Consider the following 7,915-nt stretch of genomic DNA (forward strand, 5'->3'; position numbering starts at 1 on the left):
TGCCCCGTCAGAACCTCAACCTGCCGTAACTTCGTAACAATCTCCTCCGGCTTTGGTCGCTTGTTGGTCATGTGTTTCCTCCGTTTTCCTAAACATAGCGGAGGACCACTTCAAAGGGGGAGGATCACTACCTCTCAAAGGCATGTAGCTGCCTTTGAGCTTCAAAATGATCCTTGAAATGGAATAATGGCAATCTTTGCCAAATCCTGTCATAATGAAGAGAATAAGGAGGTGCTTGCCATGGCAACCATGAACGTATCGCTGCCCGATCCGATGAAAGAATGGGTTGAAACACAACTTGAAACTGGCCGTTACGCAAATGTCAGCGACTATGTGCGCGACCTGATCCGTCATGATCAGGAGCGCAAATCAAAGATTGAAGAAATGCAAAAACTGATTGATGAGGGACTGGACAGTGGAGTCAGTACGCTCTCGATGAACGACATTCGCCAGCTGGCCCGTGAAAAAGCAGGTCTCAGCCCCAACGGATCATGAGCTATCAGCTTACCGGCAAGGCCGAAGAGGATGTGATCACGATTTATCTTGAAGGCCTGGAAACCTTTGGGGAAGCGCAGGCGGAGCGTTATCACCTCGAACTGGAGAGTGTGTTCGAGACCCTTGGGCACAATCCATACCTCGCGCGGGAATGTTTAGAACTGATTCCACCCATGCGGGTTCATCCGCATGGGTCTCACTTAATAGTCTATCAGGTTGATGCCAACAAAAACGTTCTTGTCGTGCGTGTTCGACATGCGCGTGAGGACTGGACTGCTACACCTGTCTGACAACGGCTGATCTGCTCTTCACTGAATTTGCGTTTTTTGGTCCAGCGGTTCTCTAGTGGATCACCAGTGCCTAAATTTTTAGAATTCGAACGGCAGGGACTTAGATCGCTTCAGAATAATCACAAGCAAAAAAATTTCATTTTTCGTTCAATCGGAAGCTGCATAACGAGCCTCATATTCAGTCATCTGCGGGAAGTTCAGTCCGCGATCACGCATCTTTTTGAAATCTCTTATGACTGCTTTTTCCCAGCCAGGAAAATCGTTACGGAAAACTCTAACTCAAATCGAGGGCACTTAGAGGGAGCACATCAATTAGGAGACGGACGGAATGAAGCGTTCAAGGTTCACAGAAGAACAGATCATCGGCATTTTGCAGGAGCAGGAGAGAGGCCAGAAGACGGCCGACGCTTGCAGGCGGCGTGGGTTGTCAGATCAGCCTGCCTATGGTGGTAAGCAACAAAATTACGTTGATTCAGTATTTGCAATTTGTTTAAGATCAATTTTGAAATTTCTAGTGGGGCCTATTTTTTCGGGGGTATTACCATGACTTTTCAGATGTCGTTACGGCGCGTAGCAACGTGTTCTTTTGCTCTGTTATTCACATTTGCGCCGTTGCAATTGGCGCAAGCGCAACAAGTGTGGGAATCGCGGCTATTTCTCAGAGACCAATGCACGATCAGTGACCCGCCCCCCGAGATTGTTTTGCCAGAAGGTGAGGAAGAATTTCTTGGCACGCTGTTTGGCTCCTTGGCCGCAATTTTCATTCCAAAAATTATCGATAAAGGCGTCGAGTTCACGTCGCGTGCTGTAGCGAAAGCCGCTGCAGACAAAGTTTCAACGACCGAGGCGACACTTGCGGTAGATGGATTTTATCAGATCGGCAAGGATGGTCGAGTTAGTCCTTATATAAAGAACAAGTGTCTCGTTTTTGTGCGTGGGAGGTTCGGCGATCGTGGTTCAGACGCGGCAGTCAGCTACTTCACCAAGCGCAACAATGACAATGCTGAAATCGCGCGGGAGTTCGTCAACGATGTGTCGCTTGTCTCCGAGCCCGGGATCTATGCTGAATACTGGATCAGTTTTTCTCCGGACAACTCAAACATGAGGCTCATCCCAGGTCAATTCGACTACAATACCCGCCTTGATGACCGCTCGACTGATGTTAAAGATCAGAAGAGACGCGAGCTAATTATCGAGGTGAAGTTCGAAACTAGCAATGGCAGCGAGGCGTTTGCAGTCGCACTCTACCCGTTCAGTAATGTCGCGCGTCCAACCAATAGGTCAGGAGCTAGCCTTCGTGGTATGCCCTCCAAATGGTTGTCGTTGCCTCCGCTTAGCAGTGCTGCTGGAGCTCAAGTCAAGGCAGTCGCGGCGATCGCGGCTCAAATAGAGACACTAGAAAACACCAAGAACCAACCTTTGTTTGGGCCTGATATTGAAACGATAATCGAAGGTATCGATGGAAATGAAAAGCTCCTGGAGATGCTGGGGGAACTGAAAGAAATAGAGGATCAAGAGAAAAAGCTGTTTCTGATCAGAGACGATGCATACGAGAAGGCAGTGCTCGATTCATCGAAAGAAACCGCTACAAATATTGACGATGCCAAGATTGCAGCGGCGGTTAGGCAGGTGAACAGGCGAGAAAAAGAATTAAGAAGCAATGCTGAATTGGCCAACCTTCATTCCAAAAGAGCATTTATTGAATCCAAATTTCAACTAGCGAGGGCTAGGGTCGATGCAGAGGCAGAGATATTCATTTTAAGCGAAGACAGCAAAAAGAAGTTTGGAAATAATGTAATTGAACCCTTCAATGTATCTCTGATCTTCAGGGAGACCAAAGAAGGGAGTCAATTTCTAAAAACGATATCCGAAATACTCGAAGAATCTAAAGGCGAATTGAAACAGGCACTAAATCCTGAGGCAATCGCCGCTAGGGCCCAACAAGAGCTGCAAGAGCAACACGCACAGGAGTCGGCAAGGCTGATTGCTGCTCAAACAAAATTGTTCGCAGATATCTTAATCAATGAATATATGCAGCTTCCAGCCGAAACGAGTGCAAGGGAGCGCCTCACGAAACTAAACGAGGTGCAAAACAAGCAACAAGAGGCTAACTACCTCGCGGAAAGTGCCGGGTTGCCGCGGCCATATAGTCAACTTATTGCGCCTTGAAGCGACGAGAAGAAACGGCCAATGGGAGAACCGGAAACTAACTAGAACTGGCAGCAGAGTAGATTGGAGAGATTCCGCATGTTCCAAACTTTTTGTAAGCTTTTCGGGTTTCTTTTTTTAACTGTCATAACGCCAGTTCATGCTCAATCAGAAACGTCGGCCACCACTTATTCTTTACCGCTAGGTATAGGTGCTCTTACCCTCGAAGGCCAGTGCGGTTCAGGTTTCGAAGTATTCAGAGTAAAGGAGTATCAAGACGAAACTATCTTAGATCTTTCTCGCCAGTATGTTGAAAAACACAGCGTTTCTTCGGTCCAGTTAAGATGGCGTTCGGCAAGTGCATTTGACGGTCAGCTTACCAGCTTAGGATATAGGCACTTTGACCTGGCGGGTAGGTCTTGGTGTTCTGGAACATTGGTGGGGACACACTATATCCTCACCGCCGGTCATTGTTTGCAGCCATTCGAGGGTCGGTTCCCTACTAAGCCACCAGTTTTGGTTCCTCTGAGACCAAAAAGTGGGAAGATAGTGCCGGCGAATGCGGAAACATTGGCGACACTGCTTGAGGTACATTTTGGATTTCTTGAAGGTGAAGACGGAGCCGACGTTTTTAAAATAAAAAATATTGTCGACCTCAAGCTAGAGAATGGCCTTGACTATTCGGTCTTGGAGATCGTTCCCAACGCTAGAACGATGCAAATTCTCAAAGAAAAGTATGAAAGCGCGGAAGTGTCGGTAAAGGGCGTGTCCGTTGGCGATCCGTTACTAATGTTTCAGCACCCCGGAGGGGAGCCCCTTAAAGTGGCAGGTGGGACCGTAGGTTCGAAGAAAAACGGAATTGTGTTTTATTCAGACCTAGATACGCTCCCAGGCTCATCAGGAGCTGCTATCCGAAACAAAAAGGGCCAAATCGTTGGGGTCCATTCATCAGGAAACTGCCTTCGGGGTGGACCCGGAAACTACGCAACCGGAATTTCTGATATTTTGGAGCGCTCGGATTTTATTTCAAGTCTCTCAAATAAAGATTAGTTTATGTTGAGCAGTTACTCGTTGAGCTATAGATTTACAATCGTTATAATACTTTGGACGGTGCTCAAGTTTCCGCTTTCACAAGCAGCTGCCGAAGATGCCTCAGCCGGACTTTTTCCCAAGACTGACCTGCTTCCCAACGAAGTATTACTGCAATCGGAAGCTTATCCTAAGTTAAGGCAAGTAAAAGCGTTGGCGTTGAAGCTGCGTCCTAAGACGATAAGGCTAGGGTCTGAGATTAAAAACTTAGATGACGTAGTTAGAATACACTGTGGACCATTGTACAATAGCCGCGAAAAAAACTTTCTCAAGCAAACTATACTTGGCTTCAACCCAAATTGGGCAAACAATAACGGAAATAGTCCCGGAGAATTCAGCGACGGATTACAGCTAAGTATTCCGTTTTGCATCAAAACTGGAAGTGCGAAGATCGTTGCTTCAGATGGCGACACTCTATGGTCGATTGCCAAAAATAACTACGTATACTCGGGCAGAAAGACTCTGCAGCATATCGCTGACAGCAACCCGTTTTGTGAAGGAATGTCGGCAGATTTTTGTAGCAGGCACCTTCTCAAGGCGGGGCAAGTAGTACTCCTACCTTATCATACGTACGCCACGCGTGGCGTCTTAAGGCCACATGTAACCGTTTCATCGCTTGCAGAGGCCTTCAACGTAAGGTCGCGGAACCACGTTGAAATTGGCATAGTAGAGCCGTTGAGGCTTGAGGCCGGAGAAACTTCCGAACAAAGTTGTGGGCCAAGACACCTGCAAATGGGCAGTTGGCCATTTGATAAAAAGTCCTTGCTCATCGCAAATGCAATCGCAAAAGAAGTCAATTCCTCGAGAGTTGGATCGCAAGCTGGCAGTATAGTTGTTGTTGATACTGGTATGCGAAGGAGTGCGCTTACTGCACTTGTCGGTAACGAAATGGTTCATTTTGATCAAGATGGTGAAATAGGTGTTGGAATAGAGAACGGTGCGGTGGTTGCCGGTGATGAAAGTCTGCAGTCGTTGATACAAGACGAAATAGATTTGTCTAGCGTGACGCGGCTTCACGGGACAAAGGTAGCTTCTGTTGCGCTGGGTTTCCCTGTTTTTGGAGAAAAATTCGCGGAGCAAAGAGCAATCCGCATGGGTTTTGCAAGAATAACAGAAGTCAGTGAAACGGATGTCCAGAAGCAAGTCATAGATGACCGTCGGAACATCACGGCAATAATGAGATGGGTTACTCAAGAAAGTCGTCCAAATATAGTCAACTTGAGCTTGTCGCACGAAGATGAGGACGATGATTTTAAAACCATATATGGCACACTTCCCGATAATTTAAGCATTCTACTTGTCGTGCCATCCGGCAACCTAGACGGAAGAGTGGAAGATATTCAAAGATTTCCAGCATTTTACCAACTTCAGAATATGCTCGTGGTGGGTGCTCACAATAGATATGGCGACGTTTTGCCATCCACAACCTATTCTGCAGAATACGTGGATATACTGGCTCCTGGTTGCCAAATCGTCGCCACAACCAATTTGTCCGCATCAGAATTGGAGGAGGTGCACGGAACATCCTACGCGGCACCACTTGCCAGTTTTACCGCCGGTTTGGTGAAACAAGCTGGCTTCCTGGGTGATTCTCGCAAGCTTAGATCAAGAATAATCGCCGCAACTGATTTTGATCCAAGTTTGGGCGACCAGGTTAAGTACTCTGGACGGCTAAATCCCGCTAAAGCAGTCTTGTTCAACTTGGATGTATTGGAAGTTGAAATGGAAAATACCACGAAATATTTATTGGCTGGGAATTTGAGAGAATCAAAATCAATTTTGAGTAATATTTGCAATGACGAAAGAATAAGTAGCAGATTGAAAATCAGGAATAGAGTGATAAAAAAAGCCAATATCTTTAAGGACGACAGCGGTAATATAAGAGTACGTTACCTCGTAGGAAACCGAGCCGGAACAAGGATCAATGAGTTTGATGAAACCTGTTCCTTAAAGCCGGACGCACGGGTTACTTTAAAAAATTTCCGCGTAGTTCATCCAAATGACTTGAAAATGACAATCGATACACTCCAGGAAATCGACTCAATTGAATTTTCCGATGACAAGAAGAGTATTTCAGTTCCTGCTCACATGATTGTAGACATAATTCCGGCAAACTCGACAAATTAATCTAGCCTGTAAGATCGCCAACTTCGTCGAAGACAGCTCGATCCTTAGCAGTTTGGCGATGCATGTTCTTGGCCTCAATTGTTCTCCGCTCCGATAGCACGAACTTTCTCATTGGGCGTTTTCAATTGAAAAGCTCACACGGTCCCAAGTCGGGCACGCTGGTTAAATCTCATTATCCAATGCGGTTGGAAACCCAGCGATGATGGGCTTAGGACAGCGAATGGGCATTCGAAGCGTCCCGCGCATGCGAAGCAGGCCAGCTTGTGATGAGTTGTCTTGCATACCCGGCCAGGGCGATCCCACTCTAGGATGTATGTGGCCTGGTTGTGTTGTAGTCCTTCCTCCAGTTCTCGCCTCGGCCAGGTTCAGAAGGACGACTTTGTGTTTGATGATCCGATCGTTACTCTCGGAAATGAGGGTTACCTATTGGGCTTGAGGTGATTGTTTGGTCACAACCATCAAAGCCGGTAACCCTCAGCTCGAAAACCGAGATTTCAGATCAAGTCTCAACTTCTACAGTACAAACTCGCAATTTCGCTTTGGGAAAAATCCTGGTGTGGTTGGTGGACAAGTTTTTGAGCGGCCACCATGTTGGCAAACTGGTATAGGTCGTCACATCGTTTGTCTGTTCCGGGTTTGGTCAAAATACCAAGTTTGTGGACGAGTTGGTGCATCCCACTTTGGTTGGTCGGAGCGATCAATATAGAGATTCATTTGATCGCGGTGCCGCGTCAGGGCGACGTAAGATAAGTGTTCATCCATGGACTGAGACGCAAGAACATAGGCATTGTCGACTGTCGCTCCCTGTGATTTGTGGATGGTAACGGCGTAGCCGTGATCGAAGTGGCGATAGGCGCTTGGGTCAAATGTCACTTTGCGAGCCTCATCACCGTCGAGTTTGATAATGATCGATTGCTGATCGACGGTTTCCACCGTTCCGAGCATGCCATTCTTGACCCCCAAATCTTTGTCGTTGCGTCCGAAGACGATGCGGTCACCAGCGGTAAATGCGCGCTGGCCCGTTTCCGTTCGAAGGAGCGTTTCAGAGGATGGATCGTCGCTGTCAAACAGGGACGCGCGGATAGCCTGATTAAGAGCATGAACATCCTTGCGGCGATGTGCAAAGGCAAGACGGCTGGTTTTTGAGCCATTGGCGGATGCATCCATAACGTAGGCTTCAACGAGTGCCTCAATGGCCGCGTCCTGACCGTCTTCCCGGTGGACTGCATCATGCGCTTCGTAGACCTGGACTGCCTTGCCCATGTGTCTAGCTGCCAGATCGCGGGATGCTTGCTTCTGCCAATCTTCCCGCTGCCGGTGGATTTCGGTCAGGTGGGATGCGCCACAATCGTTGATCAGATCGCGGAACGGTGTTCCGGTAATCTCCCCATTTTTAGTGGGGCTCAGTGGTAGAATTCACGCGGCCATTTTGAGTTTCATGGCGGGCGTTATGCCGCCAATGCCCATGTTGGGTCGCTCGTTGTTGTAAGTCCAGAGCCATTCAGTTGCTTGTTCCTGCGCCTCCTCAATTGTTTCAAAGATGCATTGACCCAACCATTCGCCTCCAACGGTACGGTTATAGCGCTCGATATAAGCGTTCTGTTGTGGTTTGCCGGGCTGGATGTATTCAAGCCGAACTCCATGCTTTTCGGCCCAGGTCATCAACTTGCCACTGACATATTCGGGTCCATTATCAACACGTATAGTTTTGGGCCTTCCACGCCACTCGATGATCTGGTTCAAGCAGCGGATAACGCGATCCGCCG

The 7,915-nt window shown here is 47.8% G+C and carries 7 protein-coding genes and 1 pseudogene; 6 read left to right on the top strand and 2 right to left on the bottom strand.

Annotated features, from left to right (window positions below):
• Positions 1-240: 240 nt before the first annotated feature.
• From V6575_RS23160 to V6575_RS23185, 6 genes and pseudogenes are all read left to right on the top strand, one after another.
• The gene (locus V6575_RS23160) at positions 241-495 is read left to right on the top strand and encodes a type II toxin-antitoxin system ParD family antitoxin (protein ID WP_340277878.1); all 255 of its coding nucleotides are present in this window, start codon (positions 241-243) and stop codon (positions 493-495) included.
• Complete coding sequence (locus tag V6575_RS23165; protein ID WP_340277868.1) at positions 492-785, top strand: type II toxin-antitoxin system RelE/ParE family toxin; 294 nt, start codon at positions 492-494, stop codon at positions 783-785. Before V6575_RS23160 ends, V6575_RS23165 begins: the two co-directional genes overlap by 4 nt.
• 328 nt (positions 786-1,113) lie before the next feature.
• Positions 1,114-1,239: pseudogene (locus tag V6575_RS23170) on the top strand (transposase); the annotation flags it as partial.
• Positions 1,240-1,328: 89 nt separating this feature from the next.
• Positions 1,329-2,954 carry a hypothetical protein gene (locus V6575_RS23175; protein WP_340277870.1) on the top strand — a complete coding sequence of 542 codons (1,626 nt, stop codon included), beginning with the start codon at positions 1,329-1,331 and terminating at the stop codon, positions 2,952-2,954.
• Positions 2,955-3,032: 78 nt separating this feature from the next.
• The gene (locus V6575_RS23180; RefSeq protein ID WP_340277872.1) at positions 3,033-3,983 is read left to right on the top strand and encodes a trypsin-like serine peptidase; all 951 of its coding nucleotides are present in this window, start codon (positions 3,033-3,035) and stop codon (positions 3,981-3,983) included.
• A 3-nt stretch (positions 3,984-3,986) separates the two neighbouring features.
• The gene (locus V6575_RS23185) at positions 3,987-6,149 is read left to right on the top strand and encodes a S8 family serine peptidase (protein WP_340277874.1); all 2,163 of its coding nucleotides are present in this window, start codon (positions 3,987-3,989) and stop codon (positions 6,147-6,149) included.
• Positions 6,150-6,761: 612 nt separating this feature from the next.
• On the opposite strand, the gene V6575_RS23190 is transcribed toward V6575_RS23185, so the two are convergent.
• Complete coding sequence (locus tag V6575_RS23190) at positions 6,762-7,565, bottom strand: AAA family ATPase (protein ID WP_340277880.1); 804 nt, start codon at positions 7,563-7,565, stop codon at positions 6,762-6,764.
• A partial coding sequence (locus tag V6575_RS23195; RefSeq protein WP_340277876.1) for an integrase core domain-containing protein occupies positions 7,566-7,915 on the bottom strand: 350 nt, incomplete at its 5' end.

The organism is Roseibium algae, assembly GCF_037783265.1.
GTDB lineage: Bacteria > Pseudomonadota > Alphaproteobacteria > Rhizobiales > Stappiaceae > Roseibium > Roseibium algae.

Coding starts and splice junctions, on each gene's coding strand:
- V6575_RS23160 (WP_340277878.1), top strand. CDS start 241: ATGGCAACCATGAACGTATCGCTGCCCGATCCGATGAAAGAATGGGTT.
- V6575_RS23165 (WP_340277868.1), top strand. CDS start 492: ATGAGCTATCAGCTTACCGGCAAGGCCGAAGAGGATGTGATCACGATT.
- V6575_RS23175 (WP_340277870.1), top strand. CDS start 1,329: ATGACTTTTCAGATGTCGTTACGGCGCGTAGCAACGTGTTCTTTTGCT.
- V6575_RS23180 (WP_340277872.1), top strand. CDS start 3,033: ATGTTCCAAACTTTTTGTAAGCTTTTCGGGTTTCTTTTTTTAACTGTC.
- V6575_RS23185 (WP_340277874.1), top strand. CDS start 3,987: ATGTTGAGCAGTTACTCGTTGAGCTATAGATTTACAATCGTTATAATA.